At 62.3% G+C, this 16,169-nt stretch carries 12 protein-coding genes, 2 tRNA genes and 3 rRNA genes; 3 read left to right on the plus strand and 14 right to left on the minus strand.

Annotation, left to right across the window (positions count from 1 at the left end):
• Positions 1-129 precede the first annotated feature (129 nt).
• The 9 genes from ACA097_RS03750 to ACA097_RS03790 all read right to left on the minus strand — a co-directional run bounded on the left by ACA097_RS03750 (position 130) and on the right by ACA097_RS03790 (position 7,670).
• Positions 130-990, minus strand: a complete 861-nt coding sequence (locus ACA097_RS03750; RefSeq protein ID WP_371368599.1) for an alpha/beta fold hydrolase — start codon at positions 988-990, stop codon at positions 130-132.
• Between the two features lie 5 nt (positions 991-995).
• Entirely contained in the window at positions 996-1,799 is an 804-nt protein-coding gene (locus ACA097_RS03755) for an alpha/beta fold hydrolase (protein WP_043250944.1), read from the minus strand.
• Positions 1,800-1,897: 98 nt separating this feature from the next.
• Positions 1,898-2,539, minus strand: coding sequence for a LysE family translocator (locus ACA097_RS03760; protein WP_043250941.1), 642 nt, complete (start codon positions 2,537-2,539; stop codon positions 1,898-1,900).
• 38 nt (positions 2,540-2,577) lie between these two features.
• Complete coding sequence (locus tag ACA097_RS03765; RefSeq protein WP_371368601.1) at positions 2,578-3,381, minus strand: AraC family ligand binding domain-containing protein; 804 nt, start codon at positions 3,379-3,381, stop codon at positions 2,578-2,580.
• 114 nt (positions 3,382-3,495) lie between these two features.
• A complete protein-coding gene (locus ACA097_RS03770; protein WP_043250937.1) occupies positions 3,496-3,924 on the minus strand; it encodes a hotdog fold thioesterase in 429 nt (142 codons plus the stop codon).
• A 15-nt stretch (positions 3,925-3,939) separates the two neighbouring features.
• Positions 3,940-5,607, minus strand: a complete 1,668-nt coding sequence (locus ACA097_RS03775; RefSeq protein WP_371368603.1) for an AMP-binding protein — start codon at positions 5,605-5,607, stop codon at positions 3,940-3,942.
• Between the two features lie 227 nt (positions 5,608-5,834).
• Positions 5,835-6,299: a phosphohistidine phosphatase SixA gene (sixA, locus tag ACA097_RS03780; RefSeq protein WP_160286412.1), complete on the minus strand. Its 465-nt coding sequence runs from the start codon at positions 6,297-6,299 to the stop codon at positions 5,835-5,837.
• Positions 6,296-6,637: a DUF4389 domain-containing protein gene (locus tag ACA097_RS03785; protein ID WP_371368605.1), complete on the minus strand. Its 342-nt coding sequence runs from the start codon at positions 6,635-6,637 to the stop codon at positions 6,296-6,298. The genes sixA and ACA097_RS03785 overlap by 4 nt, the downstream gene beginning before the upstream one ends.
• A gap of 10 nt (positions 6,638-6,647) precedes the next feature.
• Complete coding sequence (locus ACA097_RS03790; RefSeq protein WP_043250930.1) at positions 6,648-7,670, minus strand: NAD(P)H-dependent glycerol-3-phosphate dehydrogenase; 1,023 nt, start codon at positions 7,668-7,670, stop codon at positions 6,648-6,650.
• 205 nt (positions 7,671-7,875) lie between these two features.
• Between ACA097_RS03790 and ACA097_RS03795 the strand changes: the two genes are divergently transcribed.
• The 3 genes from ACA097_RS03795 to fabB all read left to right on the plus strand — a co-directional run bounded on the left by ACA097_RS03795 (position 7,876) and on the right by fabB (position 11,772).
• Positions 7,876-9,795 (plus strand): ATP-binding protein, encoded by a 1,920-nt coding sequence (locus ACA097_RS03795; protein ID WP_043250927.1) that lies wholly within the window; start codon positions 7,876-7,878, stop codon positions 9,793-9,795.
• A gap of 232 nt (positions 9,796-10,027) precedes the next feature.
• On the plus strand, positions 10,028-10,543 hold the full coding sequence (gene fabA, locus ACA097_RS03800; protein ID WP_043250924.1) for a 3-hydroxyacyl-[acyl-carrier-protein] dehydratase FabA: 516 nt from the start codon (positions 10,028-10,030) through the stop codon (positions 10,541-10,543).
• An 11-nt stretch (positions 10,544-10,554) separates the two neighbouring features.
• Positions 10,555-11,772 (plus strand): beta-ketoacyl-ACP synthase I, encoded by a 1,218-nt coding sequence (gene fabB / locus ACA097_RS03805; protein WP_043250923.1) that lies wholly within the window; start codon positions 10,555-10,557, stop codon positions 11,770-11,772.
• A gap of 561 nt (positions 11,773-12,333) precedes the next feature.
• Here fabB and rrf (ACA097_RS03810) read toward each other — a convergent pair.
• The 5 genes from rrf (ACA097_RS03810) to ACA097_RS03830 form a co-directional block, all read right to left on the minus strand.
• Positions 12,334-12,449 (minus strand): 5S ribosomal RNA (gene rrf, locus ACA097_RS03810).
• 106 nt (positions 12,450-12,555) lie between these two features.
• A 5S ribosomal RNA gene (rrf, locus tag ACA097_RS03815) occupies positions 12,556-12,671 on the minus strand.
• A 132-nt stretch (positions 12,672-12,803) separates the two neighbouring features.
• A 23S ribosomal RNA gene (locus tag ACA097_RS03820) occupies positions 12,804-15,694 on the minus strand.
• A 231-nt stretch (positions 15,695-15,925) separates the two neighbouring features.
• Positions 15,926-16,001 (minus strand) — tRNA-Ala (locus tag ACA097_RS03825).
• A 15-nt stretch (positions 16,002-16,016) separates the two neighbouring features.
• A tRNA-Ile gene (locus tag ACA097_RS03830) sits at positions 16,017-16,093 on the minus strand.
• Positions 16,094-16,169: the final 76 nt, after the last annotated feature.

The raw sequence follows: 16,169 nt of genomic DNA on the forward strand, positions 1-16,169 counted from the left end.
GTCGACGCGGGCGGCGGCCGTGGCGTAGAGCGCGATCATGCGGAAACTCCCTGCTGCGATCCGTGCAGCCTCGTGGCAAGCCCCGCTTTAGTCAAGCCGACGCCGGCAAGCGCATGCGCCCCTTGGCGATCATTCGAGGAGGAAAGACCGGAAGATCGCCGCCACTGCCTCGGCGCCGGACTCGTCGTCCAGGTGCAGGTGATGACCGCCGGGCAGCTCGTGCACGGCGAACGGACGCCCTTCGAGAATCTTCCGCACACCCGGCTCGGCAGCCAGCATGCCGCCCTGGGCCAGCACAAGACTGACCGGACACTGCAGGGCCTGGACGAAGGCGAAGGCGTGGGCGCGGGTCAGGCGCAGCGGCGACGGCAGGGTCAGGCGTGCATCGGAACGCCAGGTGAAACCACCGGGCACCGGCATCAGGCCGCGACGTGCCAGCAGTTCGGCGGCCTCGCGGCTGACCGCACCGACGCCCTTCATGCGCGCCTCGACAGCGCGGTCGATCGCCTCGTACACCGGCTTGCGCTTGTTCGGCAGCGCCAGTTGCGCCTTGAGTGCTTCGCCGAGCTTTTCCGGCGCCTTGTCCGCCTCGCCGGTGAAAGGCACCAGGCCGTCGATCAGCGCCAGGCGCTCGATGCGCTCGGGCATAGCGCCGGCCAACAGCACCGAGACGATCGCGCCCATCGAGTGGCCGAGCAGGGAGAAACGCTCCCAGCCCAGTTGCTCGGCTACCGCCAGCACGTCGTAGGCGTAGTCCCAAAGCAGGTAGCTGGCACCGGCAGCGCGGTGCGCCGAGTGGCCGTGCCCGGCGAAGTCCAGGGCGACGATGCGCAGGCCGTCCAGTTTCGGCGCCAGGCGCGCGAAGCTCATGGCGTTGTCCAGCCAGCCGTGCAATGCCAGCACCGGCTTGCCGTCTTCCGGGCCGAACAGGTGGGCGGCCAATTCGATGTGTGGCAGGTTCAGGCGGATCTCTTCGACCTTGGCTGTCATGACAATCACTTCTCCTCGTCGGCGCGGCGCTGCCAGCGCGCGAATATCTGCTTGATCAGCTCGGCGGTGTCGCGCGGCCGCTCCAGCGGGAACATGTGCCCGCCCGGCACCGACAGCGATTCGCCCTGCGGCACCCGGCGCAGCACGCGCGCATGATGCGGCAGCACGACCCGGCTGTGGCGACCGCGCACCAGGGCGAGCGGCACGACCAGGCCGCGCGGGCTGCCCGGCGCGGTGTGCGGCACGTTGCGGTAGATGCTGATCTCGGTGGCCGGGTCGAACCTCAGCCGCAACCCCTCGCCCTGCCGGGCCAGGCCGTGGCGCACATAGTCCTGCAGGCAGTCTGGGTCGAAGCGACGGAACAGCGATTTGCCGGCGAAATAGTCCAGCGCCTCGTCGAAATCGGCGAAATCCTCGCGCCGGCCAAGTGTGCGCCCGGCCGGGGTGATGCGGTCGATGAAGCCGAAACGCTTGGCGGCGCGGATCACCCACTGGTCGGCGAAGGTCAGGGTTGGCGAGTCGAGCATCACCACCCCGCGGTAAAGCTCCGGGCGGCGCATCGCGGCATGGTAATGCAGCAACCCGCCCAGGGAATGCCCGACGCCCCACACCGGCTCGCCCTGCCCTTCCAGATGGAACAGCAACTCGTCCACCAGATTCCCCCAGTTGGCGTTCACCGGGAAGCGCGGGTCGTGGCCATGCATCTCCAGGCGACGCACCTCGAACTCCGGCGCCAGGGCGTCGAACAGCTTGCCGTAGGTGGCAGAGGGAAAACCGTTGGCGTGGGCGAAGAAGATCGCTCGGGACATGCCGATCACCGCAAGAAAAGGATCGGGAAATTCTCCATCAGCACCGTCGCCCGGACAATGACCGCGGCGGCTAGCGGCCAGGGCACTCCGGCCAAACCTCAGAACTGCCGCGCCAGCCCTGCCGCGATGACGCCGGCGACGGTCAGGAACATCAGGCCGCAGAGGCCGTCGATCAGCGGCACCGCGCGTAAAAGACGCTGCTGCAGGGCCGGCTGGGTCAAGGTCACGCTAAGCAGGCTGAACCAGGCGAAACCGGTGCCGAACAGCATGATCGCCACCGCCAGCTTGCCCCCTACCGACATGTCCAGCGGGATCAGGCTGCTCAGCAGGGCGAGGAAGAACACCAACGCCTTCGGATTGCACAGATTAGTCGCCAGTCCGCGCAGCCAGGGCCCGAGCGGCGAGGCCGGCAGTTCGCCGTCGAGTCGCCCTGCCCCGCCCTTGCCACGGCGCAACCAGGCCCGGATCGCACCGATGCCAAGCCAGGCGAGGTAGAGCGCGCCGGCGCCCTGCAAAAGGCCGAATAACAGCGGCGAGTGGCGCAGCAGCAGGGATACGCCAGTCAGCACCAGGGTGCCGTGGACCAGGATGCCGCAGGCCAGGCCGAGGGCGCTGAGCACCCCGGCTCGACGCCCCTGGTGCAGCGCGGTGCGCACCACCAGCGCGACGTCCGGCCCCGGGCTGACCAGGGCGACGGCGAAGACGGCAGTGAGCGTGAGCAAGACATAGGCCTCCTGCATGACGGGATTCTCCTGTGGAAAAGCGAAAGAAGGGGGCGTCAGCGTGGACGCAGGCGAGCCGGCGGCAAGCCGTAGGTACGGCGGAACAACCGGCTGAAATGCGCCTGGTCGTAGAAGCCCAGGCTCAGGGCGATCTCGCTCAATGGCTGGCCGGCAATCACCCGCGGCAAGGCTCGCTCCAGACGCAGCTGCGTCAGCCATTGATGCGGTGGCAGCCCGCAGTGGTTGCGGAAGCGTCGCAGCACCTGCCAAGAACTGAGGTCGCAGAACGCCGCCAGCTCATCCAGCGTCGGCGGGCTCTCCAGGCGCGACTCGAGCCATTCGCGCAGTCGCCGCCAGGTCGCCGCTTCGAACCCCTGGCCGGGCTCGCGGATGCGCAAGCGGGAAGTGCGCTCCAGCAATGTCGCCAGTCCCTGCCAGAGTCGCCCTTCCTGTTCCAGGCGTTCGCCTGCCATCAGCACCTGGTGCAGGCCATGCAATTGCTGTTGCAGTTGCGCATCGCGCAGTTGGCTGGCGAGCAGCTGTGGCGTCCCCTGCCGACCGTCGCTGAAGGCGCGCGCAGCCTGCTCCAGCCACTGCGGCTCGAGCGACAACACGCGGATGCGGTAGCCGGCGTCGTCCTCGCTGGCGCCGTCATGGATGCTTTCCGGGGTCATCAGCAGGATGTCGCCGCCACCGGCGAGGCAGCTTTCGCCGCCATGCACATAGCGCTGTCTACCGTCGAGCATCAGCCCGATGTGGAAGTCCAGGTGAAAGTGCCGGGGAAAGGCGAAGCGATGGTATTCGGCGTCGATGAAGCGCACGCCGGGCAAATCGCTGCAGTGGTGTTCGATGCGTTCCATGGCCCCACTCTAGCGGCGCGGCGCGGGCGGGTCTTGGACAAAATTGCGGGGGTGGAGCGCCGCGCGGGCTGTTCGCAGGAGCGAGCTTGCTCGCTCCTGCGGGTATCTCGGGGTTCAGCGCTCCAGCGGCACCACCGCCATGGTCAGCCGCGAGATGCAACTGGGCTTGCCATCGTCCCCGTGCAGGCGAATTTCCCATACGTGGGTGGAGCGGCCGATATGCACCGCCTTCGCCACCGCCGTCACCCGCCCGCTGCGCAGGCCGCGCAGGTGGTTGGCGTTCACTTCCAGGCCCACGCAGTAGTACTTGCTGTTATCCAGGCACAAGTAGCTGGCGGTCGAGCCGACGGTTTCCGCCAGCACCACAGAGGCGCCGCCGTGCAGCAGCCCATACGGCTGGTGGGTGCGCGAATCGACCGGCATGCTGGCAGTCAGCGAGTCGTCGTCCACCGCCTCGAAGCGGATGCCCAGAACCTCACCGATGGTGTTCTTCTGGTTGGCGTTGAGGGCCTCCAGGTTCGGCTGGGTACGCCACAGGCTCATGCATTCACTCCTTGCTCAGTCATGCCACTGCACCGCTTCGCGGCGCTCGGCCCAGTCGTTGAAATGCGCGCCATAGGCACTTTCCACCACGTTGCGCTTGATCTTCAGGGTCGGTGTGAGGAAGCCGTTGTCCACCGTCCAGACCTCCTTCACCAGTACCAGGCCGGCCAGACGCTCGTGCTTGTCGAGCTCGCCGTTGACCTCCTCCAGCAGCGTGCGCAGGCTCTGCTCCAGCGCCGGACGCGAGCCGTTGGCGGCCTCCTGGCGGCCCACCTCGGAGAGCACGCAAAGGCCCAGCGGTGCCACCAGGCCGTCGCCGACCACGCAGATCTGCTCGATGCGTGAATGCACCGCGAGGCGATTCTCGATCGGCGCCGGGGCGACGTACTTGCCCTTGCCGGTCTTGAAGATTTCCTTGAGCCGGCCGGTCAGGCGCAGGTTGCCATCGGCGTCCTGCTCGCCCTTGTCGCCGGTACGCAAGAAGCCGTCCTCGGTAAGGGTTTCGGCGGTCTTCTCCGGGTCCTTGAAGTAGCCGAGCATGGTCGCGCCGCTACGCACCTGCACCTCGCCTTCGTCGCTGATGCGCACTTCCACGCCTGGGCTGTTCTGGCCGATCCAGCCCTCGCGCTGCTTACCGGGCCGGCACACATGGGAATAGCCGCAGTTCTCGGTCATGCCGTAGACCTCCAGCACGCTCAGGCCCAGGCGCTTGTACCAGTCGAGCAAGGCCGGAGGCACCGGCGCGGCACCGCACAGGGCGTAGCGCACCGCGTCCAGGCCTAGCCCGGCGAGGACCTTGCGCCCGACCAGACGCCCGATGATCGGCAAACGCAGCAGGCGGTCGAGCTTCTGCGCCGGCATCTGCGAGTAGACGCCCATCTGGAACTTGGTCCAGATCCGCGGCACGCCGAAGAACACCGTGGGCCGAGCGCGGCGCATGTCGGCAACGAAGGTATCCAGGCTCTCGGCGAAGAAGATCGTCTGCCCGGCATAGATTGACGCCATTTCCACGAACATGCGCTCGGCCACGTGGCACAGCGGCAGGTACGACAGAAGCCGATCATCCTCGCCTACGCCGAACAACTCGATGGCGTGGCTCGCGGCGAAATCGAAATTGGCGAAGGAATGCATCACGCCCTTGGGCGTGCCGGTGGTGCCGGAGGTGTAGATAAGGGTGGCGAGCGCGCTCGGATCGGGCAGCTGCACGTCCTGCAGCGGCTCAACGGCCTGGAGGTCATCCCAACTGTGATCGAAGCGGCCTTCTGGGTGCAGCGGCAGCGCCACGCTGAGCACGCCGCTCGGCAGCCCGGGCGCCATCGCCGGCCAGTCGTCGAGCTTGCCGACGAAGGCAACGGCAGTCTCCGAGTGGCTCAGCACCTGGCGCGCCGACTCGGCAGTGAGGTTGGGATACAAGGGCACCGAGACGTATCCGGCCATCCAGATGGCGATATCGGCGACGATCCAGTGCGCGCAGTTCTTCGAGATGATCGCCACCCGGCTTCCCGCCGGAAGCTGCAGGCTGCGCAGCCAGGCGGCGGCGCGCCGCGCCTGCTCGCCGACCTGGGCCCAGGTCAGGCTTTCCACCTGTCCGCCCGGCAACGGCTGGACCAGGTAGCGCTTGTGCGGATGACGTGCCTCGCGTTGCAGGAATTGCTCGAGCGGAGAACGGATTGCAGTGACCACATGCCCCTCCTTTTTTGTTGTTCTAGAGGTGTAGCGATAGATCGACCAAGCACTTGCTTGGTCGACTATTCCACGCCCGACAGAGGGCAGGCAAGCAGGGATATGTGAACTTTTGTAGGGAAATTCGTCAGACGAATATGACAGAACAGCGCTGTAATCCCGCTACGGAGCAGCGTTTCAGCGAGGGGGAAACGTCGAGGCCCCTAGCGGGGCCTCGTACAGCGGACTCAGGAATGCCCGGGATGGTAGAGCGATACCAGGTTCATCAGCCCCGCCAACGGGCAGTCGCCCTCAAGCTCTGCAAGCGATGCGGTGCCCATTGGAAGGGCCTCGTCCCGGCTGCCATGCACCAGCAGCCCACCGAGCGCGCCGATCAGCGGCTGGTGGCTGACCAGCAGCAGGTTCTGCTCGCCGCGCCCATCGAGAAAACGCAGCACATCGCGCGGATCGTCGTCTGGCGTCAACCAGGGCGCAGTGCCGACCGCTCCGGCGAAACCCAGGGCCTCGCGTACCAGCTCGGCGGTCTGCTGGGCCCGCACATAGGGGCTGGCGAGAATGCCGTCGAGCGCATGGCCGGCCAGGTGCCCGGCACTCTGCAGCACTTCCTTGCGGCCATGGGCAGTGAGCTGTCGGTCGGCATCACGGCGCGCCTGCGGCTCGGCCTGACCGTGGCGCAGCAGCCACAGTTTCACAGCTTGGGCTCCTCGTCCCGCACCGGGTGCGGCGCCGGCGGCACCGCATGGGCGGCCTCGCCTTCCGGGGCACGTGGAGTCGGCCAGTCGGCAAACGGCCAGGGCTTCTCGTCGCTGTTGAAGGTGCCGAAGCGGCCGATCTGGGCGAGGTACTGGCTGAGGCTGTCGCCGAAAGCCAGCAGGCCCGCGCTCGGTGCGCTGTAGATGATGCGGTAGATCAGCTGCACGACGACCACGGCGCCAAGCAGCATCTGGGCGACGTACCAGACCAGGGCGAACAGCAGCATCCAGAGGACGCGCAGGACCAGCGATTCCTTTTCCATACGATCGGCGGACATGTGTACCTCCTCAGAAACCACTGGTTGGAATGAAGTCGACATCGGTCTTCGGCTCGCCGCTCATCAGGGCCTGGATCACCTGGGCCAGCGTGCGCCCGCCGAAGAGGATGGCGTAGAGCCCGGCGACCAGCGGCATGTACACGCCCAGCTCGTCGGCCTTGGTCTTGAGCACCTTGAGGGTGTTCACCCCCTCGGCCGTCTCGCCCATGCGCGCTACCGCCTCTTCCAGGCTCAGGCCTTCGCCGAGGGCGAATCCGACCTGATAGTTACGGCTCTTGGGTGACGAACAGGTGACGATCAAGTCGCCCACGCCGGCCAGGCCGAGGAAGGTCATGGGGTTGGCGCCGAGCTTGACGGCGAAGCGGGTCATCTCCGCCAGCGCACGAGTGATCAGCATGCCCTTGGTGTTCTCGCCCATGCCCAGCGCGGCAGCCATGCCGGCGATGATGGCGTAGACGTTCTTCAGCGCACCACCCAGCTCGACGCCGAAACGGTCGGCGCTGGCATAGACGCGGAAGGTGCGGCCGTGCAGCGCTTCCTGCACTCGCTCGCAGAGCACTTCGTCCTCGCTCGCGACCACTGTGGCGGTCAACTCATGCTCGGCGATCTCGCGGGCCAGGTTCGGTCCGGAAATGACCCCGATGCGGGCTTGTGGAGCGATCTCCTCGAGGATCTGGCTCATCAGCTTGAAGCTCTGCGCCTCGATACCCTTGGTCAGGCTGATCAGCAGCTTGCCCGCCAGTTGCTCGGCGAACGGCTGCAGGACGTTGCGCAGGGCGCTGGACGGCACGGCAACGAAGATCAGCTCGCAGTCGCGCAACGTCGCCGCCAGGTCAGTGACCGGCTCGACGTTGTCGTGGATGCGCACGCCCTTCAGGTACCGCGGATTCTCGCGCTGGGCGCGAATGCTCGCGGCCTGCTCCTCGTCGCGCATCCATTGGCGCACGCGCTGACCATTCTCCGCCAGCAGGTTGGCGAAGGCGGTGCCGAAACTGCCACCTCCCAGCACGGCGATGGGTTGCTGCTCTGTCATGACACTTCCATAACGAACCGCACGAGGGCGGCGATTGGGGCATTATAAGGCCCCTCTGCCGAGCGGCCAGTGCGGATCAACGCACTGGCAATGGCCACGGCCTCGTTTAACATCCTCCAACCGAACAGAATCGAGAACAGGGCCGTTCCGAGTACGCCATGCTTCACTCCCGAATTTCGCTCGCGTCCAGCCACGGAGTCCGACCATGACCCCGCCCAAGGGCTGGAACATCCAGAACCGCATGCTCGCCATCAGCCTGGGCCCGGCCCTGCTGCTGACCCTGTTGCTGACCGGCTATTTCATCCACTCGCGGCTGCAGGACCTGCGCCAGGAGCTGAACCACACCGGCCAGCTGATCGCCAACCAGCTCGCGCCGGCGGCGGAGTACGGCGTCCTCAGCGGCAATCTTCCGGTGCTGCAGAGCCTGCTGCGCACGACCCTGACCACGCCACACGTGCGTTTCATCGAAGTCCGCAATCGCGACGACGAGATCCTCGTCTACGCCGAGCACGAGGCGGCTGTCGCCGGCCAGGAGAGCCCCAAGGTCGAGGTCTTCCACGCGGCCATCCAGCGCGAACATGTGGCGCCGGCTGAAGTCGCGGCACACCACAACCCGGGACAGACGTCCCCAGCGAGCGGTAGCGATGCCGACTACCTGGGGCGCGTGGTCGTCGGCATGGCCAACGACGCCTTCAGCGAGCGTCAGCAGGAAATCCTCTTCAAGGCCGCCCTGCTGGCCTTCTTCGCCCTGCTGCTCACCCTGCTCCTTGCGCGGCGCCTGGCACGGCGACTAGCAGCACCGATCAGCAGCATGGCCAGCGCAGTGCAGGCGATCCAGGCCGGCGATTACCAGACCCACCTGCCAATCCTCGACGAAGGCGAAGTCGGCGACCTGGCGCGCCACATCAACAACCTCGTCCAGGGACTGCAGCGAGCCAGCAACGAGCAGGAGCGGATGATTGCCCAGCTCGTGGCCTCCCGTGAGGAAGCCGAACAGGCCAACCGCAGCAAGTCGGACTTCCTCGCGATGATGAGCCACGAGCTGCGCACGCCCATGAATGGCGTGCTGGGCATGCTGCAGTTGCTGGAAACCACCGAGCTCAACCATGAGCAGGCCGAATACACGGCGCTGGCCACCGAATCCACCGAACACCTGCTCAAGGTCATCAACGACATCCTCGACTTTTCGCGCATCGAACGTGGCGCCCTGGAACTGGAGCGCATCCCGTTCAACCTGCTGGAGCTCATCCATGGCTCGGTGCAGGTGTTCCAGCACAGCGCCCAGCAACGCGGCCTGGATCTGCGCATGGACGTCCAGCGCGGGCTGGAGGCGCTGGAGGTGCGTGGCGACCCCACGCGGCTGCGGCAGATCCTGGTCAACCTGCTGGGCAACGCGCTCAAATTCACCGAGGAAGGCGCCATTCGTCTGGAAGTCCGCTGGCAGGCGCTGGACGACGAAGTGCTCTGGCTGACTTGCGCGGTGAACGACAGCGGCATCGGCATCTCCGCGGAGCGCCTGGAGCACATGTTCGAAGCCTTCCGCCAGGCCGACTCTTCCACCTCGCGGCGCTACGGCGGCACCGGCCTGGGCCTGGCGATTGCACGCACCCTGGCCGAGCGCATGGGCGGCACGCTGCAGGCGTCCAGCGAAGAAGGCCTGGGCTCGACCTTCACCCTCGAGATCCCCCTGCCCTTCCAGGCGCGCCATGGTGTCGCAGCTGCGGACCCGAATCGTCCCCCGGAATTGGCCAGCGGGCAGTCTGTTCTGCTGGTGGAGGACAATCCGGTCAACCAGACCGTCATCGAGGCAATGTTGCGCAGCCTCGGATATAGCGTCACCCTTGTTGGCGATGGAGCCCAAGCCGTAAGCACGGCCGAGCGCGAGCAGTTCGACGCCATCCTGATGGATTGCCGTCTACCGCTGCTCGACGGCTACGAAGCGACGCGGCAGATCCGAGGTCAGACAGGGCACCAACAGGTACCGATCATCGCCCTGACCGCGAATGCGCTGCAGGGTGATCGCGAGGCCTGCCTGGAAGCGGGCATGGACGACTACCTGGCCAAGCCTTTCAAGCGTGCCGATCTGCAGCGCATGCTGCAGCGCTGGATAGCGCCGGGACGTTGATCGCTCGGCCCTGTTCGCCCACACTGCGACACCTGCCGCAAACCCGTAGGGCTCGGCAGAAAGTGGAAAGCACCAAATAAAGTGAACAACCGTTCGCCCGGTGCTGTGACTTTAACTGTAAGGCAATAGTCTATGACTAGGCTGCCGCTGGACGCCGCGACAACAACCAGGCGCGCGGAGCCGCAGGACGATTGATGATCGCCCTGCCGTTGAGGATTTTTGAGGAGCTCGCATGACCAAACAAAACGCCTTCACCCGAGAAGACCTGCTGCGCTGCAGCCGCGGCGAGCTCTTCGGCCCGGGTAATGCGCAACTGCCCGCCCCCAACATGCTGATGATCGATCGCATCACCCACATCAGCGACGTCGGCGGCAAGTATGGCAAGGGCGAACTGGTCGCCGAGCTGGATATCAACCCGGACCTGTGGTTCTTCGCCTGCCACTTCGAAGGCGATCCGGTGATGCCGGGCTGCCTGGGCCTCGACGCCATGTGGCAGCTGGTTGGCTTCTACCTGGGCTGGCAGGGCAACCCCGGCCGTGGCCGTGCCCTGGGCTCGGGCGAAGTGAAATTCTTCGGTCAGGTCCTGCCGACCGCGAAGAAGGTCACCTACAACATTCATATCAAGCGCACCATCAACCGCTCGCTGGTCCTGGCTATCGCCGATGGCAGCGTTAGCGTCGACGGTCGCGAGATCTACAGTGCCGAAGGCCTGCGCGTCGGCCTGTTCACTTCCACTGACAGCTTCTAAGGGTTATCCGCATGCGTCGCGTCGTGATCACCGGCCTCGGCATCGTCTCCTGCCTGGGCACTGACAAAGAAACCGTATCCGCCAACCTGCGCGCCGGCCGTGCTGGCATCCGCCACAACCAGTCCTACGCGGACATGGGCCTGCGCAGCCACGTTTCCGGTTCGGTGAACCTCAACCTCGAAGAGCTGATCGACCGCAAGGTCCTGCGCTTCATGGGCGACGCCGCGGCCTTCGCCTACCTGTCGATGGAACAGGCGATCAAGGACTCGGGCCTGACCGAAGAGCAGATCTCCAACCCGCGCACCGGCCTGATCGCCGGTTCCGGCGGCGCTTCCACCCTGAACCAGATGGAAGCCATCGACACTCTGCGCGAAAAAGGCGTCAAGCGCATCGGCCCATACCGCGTCACCCGCACCATGGGCAGCACCGTATCCGCCTGCCTGGCCACCCCCTTCCAGATCAAGGGCGTGAACTACTCCATCTCCTCGGCTTGCGCCACCAGCGCGCACTGCATCGGCCACGCGATGGAACAGATCCAGATGGGCAAGCAGGACGTGGTCTTCGCCGGCGGCGGTGAAGAAGAACACTGGAGCCAGAGCTGCCTGTTCGACGCCATGGGCGCCCTCTCCACCCAGTACAACGACACCCCGGAGAAAGCCTCCCGCGCCTACGACGCCAAGCGTGACGGCTTCGTCATTGCTGGCGGTGGCGGCATGGTAGTGGTGGAAGAACTCGAGCACGCACTCAAGCGCGGCGCGAAGATCTACGCCGAGATCGTCGGCTATGGTGCCACCTCCGACGGCTACGACATGGTCGCTCCGAGCGGCGAAGGCGCGATCCGCTGCATGCAGCAGGCGCTGTCCACCGTCGATACCCCGATCGACTACCTGAACACCCACGGCACCTCGACCCCGGTCGGCGACGTTGCAGAAATTCGCGGCATCCGCGAAGTGTTCGGCGACAAGGCCCCGGCCATCAGCTCCACCAAGAGCCTGTCCGGTCACTCCCTGGGCGCGGCCGGCGTGCACGAGGCGATCTACTGCATGCTGATGATGGAAGGCAACTTCATCGCCGGTTCCGCCAACATCGACGAGCTGGACCCGGAAGTCGCCGACATGCCGATCCTGCGCGAGACCCGCGAAGGCGCCAAGCTCGACACCGTAATGAGCAACAGCTTCGGCTTCGGTGGCACCAACGCCACTCTGGTGCTGAAGCGTTACAACGGCTGATCTCTAGCCGAATCGAGAAAGGCGCCCTAGGGCGCCTTTTTTGTGCCTGCGATTCCTGTCTGCTGCCCTCCTGGCGCAGGCCAAGAAGGACATCCAAGCAGACCGATCTGATAAGAGCTGCCCGCAGCAACGATAAGACCACCTTCAGCAAACTGATGGCGGCAGCGAACGGGAAAGCAACGAGCAGGGGCGTTGAACCAGCTCATCAGCCATCTCTAGCCACACCCCCCAACCGGCATACCGAATATGCGCCAAACCTTCGTTGCCAGAATGGGAGCAAGATCGTTGGCACTTGAGCGCTGCGTGGCAATGCAGTGCTCAACTCCTCGACTCCGCCTGGGCTGCAGCATGAAGAGAATCGCGCAGGCCTGCGAGGAAGCCCTCCTGGAGTGCAGACGCGATGTCTCGCTAGCGCCCTCTGACTTGTCGCCAAAGGCTTCTAAACCGACGTTAAACAGCAGTATCTGCCCTCACCGACTGATAGCGGAACCGAGTATTTTTCCGCCCCAAAAGACAAAGCCCCCGACCAGCTTTCGCTGATCAGGGGCTTCGGAATTAGAAGCTTGACGATGACCTACTCTCACATGGAGAAACTCCACACTACCATCGGCGATGCGTCGTTTCACTTCTGAGTTCGGGATGGGATCAGGTGGTTCCAACGCTCTATGGTCGTCAAGCAATTCGCTTGGATGCTCGCCTTGGCGCTCATCCGAATTCGGTCTGCTTACACTAATAAGCAAAACCCCCGACCAGCTTTCGCTGATCAGGGGCTTTGGGATAGGTGCTTGACGATGACCTACTCTCACATGGAGAAACTCCACACTACCATCGGCGATGCATCGTTTCACTTCTGAGTTCGGGATGGGATCAGGTGGTTCCAACGCTCTATGGTCGTCAAGCAATTCTTTCGGATGCTCGTGGCTTACGCACACGCTCATCCAGATTCGGGTATGTGACAGGTAATTTGCGGTTCACACGAACTTTCGGTTCGTCGACTTCACCGTCTAACACACAAATTGTTTGGGTGTTATATGGTCAAGCCTCACGGGCAATTAGTATTGGTTAGCTCAACGCCTCACAGCGCTTACACACCCAACCTATCAACGTCGTAGTCTTCGACGGCCCTTTAGGGGAATCAAGTTCCCAGTGAGATCTCATCTTGAGGCTAGTTTCCCGCTTAGATGCTTTCAGCGGTTATCTATTCCGAACATAGCTACCCGGCAATGCCACTGGCGTGACAACCGGAACACCAGAGGTTCGTCCACTCCGGTCCTCTCGTACTAGGAGCAGCCCCTCTCAAATCTCAAACGTCCACGGCAGATAGGGACCGAACTGTCTCACGACGTTCTAAACCCAGCTCGCGTACCACTTTAAATGGCGAACAGCCATACCCTTGGGACCGGCTTCAGCCCCAGGATGTGATGAGCCGACATCGAGGTGCCAAACACCGCCGTCGATATGAACTCTTGGGCGGTATCAGCCTGTTATCCCCGGAGTACCTTTTATCCGTTGAGCGATGGCCCTTCCATACAGAACCACCGGATCACTAAGACCTACTTTCGTACCTGCTCGACGTGTCTGTCTCGCAGTCAAGCGCGCTTTTGCCTTTATACTCTACGACCGATTTCCGACCGGTCTGAGCGCACCTTCGTACTCCTCCGTTACTCTTTAGGAGGAGACCGCCCCAGTCAAACTGCCCACCATACACTGTCCTCGATCCGGATAACGGACCAGAGTTAGAACCTCAAGCATGCCAGGGTGGTATTTCAAGGATGGCTCCACGCGAACTGGCGTCCACGCTTCAAAGCCTCCCACCTATCCTACACAAGCAGGCTCAAAGTCCAGTGCAAAGCTACAGTAAAGGTTCACGGGGTCTTTCCGTCTAGCCGCGGATACACTGCATCTTCACAGCGATTTCAATTTCACTGAGTCTCGGGTGGAGACAGCGCCGCCATCGTTACGCCATTCGTGCAGGTCGGAACTTACCCGACAAGGAATTTCGCTACCTTAGGACCGTTATAGTTACGGCCGCCGTTTACCGGGGCTTCGATCAAGAGCTTCGCTTTCGCTAACCCCATCAATTAACCTTCCGGCACCGGGCAGGCGTCACACCCTATACGTCCACTTTCGTGTTTGCAGAGTGCTGTGTTTTTAATAAACAGTCGCAGCGGCCTGGTATCTTCGACCGGCATGGGCTTACGTAGTAAATACTTCACCCTCACCGGCGCACCTTCTCCCGAAGTTACGGTGCCATTTTGCCTAGTTCCTTCACCCGAGTTCTCTCAAGCGCCTTGGTATTCTCTACCCAACCACCTGTGTCGGTTTGGGGTACGGTTCCTAGTTACCTGAAGCTTAGAAGCTTTTCCTGGAAGCATGGCATCAACCACTTCACGTTCTAAAAGAACGCTCGTCATCAGCTCTCGGCATTAAGATCCCGGATTTACCTAAGATCTCTGCCTACCACCTTAAACTTGGACAACCAACGCCAAGCTGGCCTAGCCTTCTCCGTCCCTCCATCGCAGTAACTAGAAGTACAGGAATATTAACCTGTTTCCCATCGACTACGCTCTTCAGCCTCGCCTTAGGGACCGACTAACCCTGCGTCGATTAACGTTGCGCAGGAACCCTTGGTCTTTCGGCGTGGGAGTTTTTCACTCCCATTGTCGTTACTCATGTCAGCATTCGCACTTCTGATACCTCCAGCAAGCTTCTCAACTCACCTTCACAGGCTTACAGAACGCTCCTCTACCGCACATCTTACGATGCACCCGTAGCTTCGGTGTATGGTTTGAGCCCCGTTACATCTTCCGCGCAGGCCGACTCGACTAGTGAGCTATTACGCTTTCTTTAAAGGGTGGCTGCTTCTAAGCCAACCTCCTAGCTGTCTAAGCCTTCCCACATCGTTTACCACTTAACCATAACTTTGGGACCTTAGCTGACGGTCTGGGTTGTTTCCCTTTTCACGACGGACGTTAGCACCCGCCGTGTGTCTCCCACGCTGACACTTCCAGGTATTCGGAGTTTGCATCGGTTTGGTAAGTCGGGATGACCCCCTAGCCGAAACAGTGCTCTACCCCCTGGAGTGATACGTGAGGCGCTACCTAAATAGCTTTCGAGGAGAACCAGCTATCTCCGAGCTTGATTAGCCTTTCACTCCGATCCACAAGTCATCCCCTACCTTTTCAACGGGAGTGGGTTCGGTCCTCCAGTCAGTGTTACCTAACCTTCAACCTGCTCATGGATAGATCGCCCGGTTTCGGGTCTATACCCAGCGACTAAACGCCCTATTAAGACTCGCTTTCGCTACGCCTTCCCTATTCGGTTAAGCTCGCCACTGAATATAAGTCGCTGACCCATTATACAAAAGGTACGCAGTCACCTAACAAAGTAGGCTCCCACTGCTTGTACGCATACGGTTTCAGGTTCTATTTCACTCCCCTCTCCGGGGTTCTTTTCGCCTTTCCCTCACGGTACTGGTTCACTATCGGTCAGTCAGTAGTATTTAGCCTTGGAGGATGGTCCCCCCATATTCAGACAAAGTTTCTCGTGCTCCGTCCTACTCGATTTCACTTCCAAGAACCTTTCACATACGGGGCTATCACCCACTATGGCCGCACTTTCCAGAGCGTTCTGTTAGATTCAAAGAAGCTTAAGGGCTAGTCCCCGTTCGCTCGCCACTACTAAGGGAATCTCGGTTGATTTCTTTTCCTCAGGGTACTTAGATGTTTCAGTTCCCCTGGTTCGCCTCTTACACCTATGTATTCAGTGCAAGATACCCAGCTTATGCTGGGTGGGTTCCCCCATTCAGAGATCTCCGGATCAAAGTCTGTTTGCCGACTCCCCGAAGCTTATCGCAGGCTACCACGTCTTTCATCGCCTCTGACTGCCAAGGCATCCACCGTATGCGCTTCTTCACTTGACCATATAACCCCAAGCAATCTGGTTATACGTCTCGAACGTGAAGACGACATTCGCCGAAAATTCGCGCTTGAACTCGCAAATTTTACCTTGACTTGAATAATCACCAGTGAAAGAGATTATTCAGTCTACTTCTATCACATACCCAAATTTTTAAAGAACGGTTCCGGTACAAAGACCAGACATCAATGTTCCATTACCCTGAACATTCATGTCTGAACTTTCGCGACGTGGATGGTGGAGCCAAGGAGGATCGAACTCCTGACCTCCTGCGTGCAAAGCAGGCGCTCTCCCAGCTGAGCTATGGCCCCCTCTTTTCCAACGATTGGTGGGTCTGGGCAGATTCGAACTGCCGACCTCACCCTTATCAGGGGTGCGCTCTAACCGACTGAGCTACAGACCCATATAGGGTTGCCTAACCGTCGCTTTACCAGTGAATCAAGCAATTCGTGTGGGAGCTTATGAGAAAGCCGGGATCT

Origin of the sequence: Pseudomonas sp. QL9 (assembly GCF_041409665.1) — a bacterium.
In the GTDB taxonomy this organism is placed as follows: domain Bacteria; phylum Pseudomonadota; class Gammaproteobacteria; order Pseudomonadales; family Pseudomonadaceae; genus Pseudomonas; species Pseudomonas knackmussii.